1 protein-coding gene is annotated in these 586 nt (G+C 37.7%); it reads left to right on the forward strand.

Annotated elements, in window-relative coordinates:
* Nucleotides 1–180, forward strand: a 180-nt coding sequence (locus tag LUA90_RS19440; protein ID WP_231492247.1) for a hypothetical protein, incomplete at its 5' end; no start/stop codon positions are given.
* Between the last annotated feature and the right edge of the window lie 406 nt (nt 181–586).

The raw sequence follows: 586 nt of genomic DNA on the forward strand, positions 1-586 counted from the left end.
CTGATATCCTGGAAAGAATACCATCACACAAAGCAAATAAGCTTAAAGAACTTATGCCAAATAATTGGACTAAACCAACTGCCTAAAATATCTGCCAAAAAAAAGATGGGTTGGTCGTATGCTTACTCTGCTGCTTCGATGAACAGTTTCAACGCCTATACCAGATTAACAAATTTTTAGACATTGAAACCTTAGCTGTTCTCAGATGCCTTAGATGTTAAAACCATTTTTTTTTATCTACGCAACTCCTGCTAATCCTATTGCGGCAATGAATATAAAGCATCACCCATTTCCATAGGCAACCAGTGCTCTTCACTATCAAACTAAGATGCCTTAGATGGTAAAACCGTTTGTATTTATCTGCACAACTCTTGCTAATCTGCTGGCGCTATTCCGGCTCTTTTAGTACAAGGTTACGACTTTGAACTTTCAACTTTCAACTTTTAACTTTAGACTTTCAACTTTGAACTTTAGACTCACAAGTCCCATCGCTGTGCAAAAAAGCTTATAAACAAAGAAAGCCTTGCAACAATTGTTACAAGGCTCTTCTTTTAAGATTTGGCACCGACCTACTCTCCCACGTGTT

The sequence above is a fragment of the Pedobacter sp. Leaf170 genome, from assembly GCF_920984665.1.
Lineage (GTDB): Bacteria > Bacteroidota > Bacteroidia > Sphingobacteriales > Sphingobacteriaceae > Pedobacter.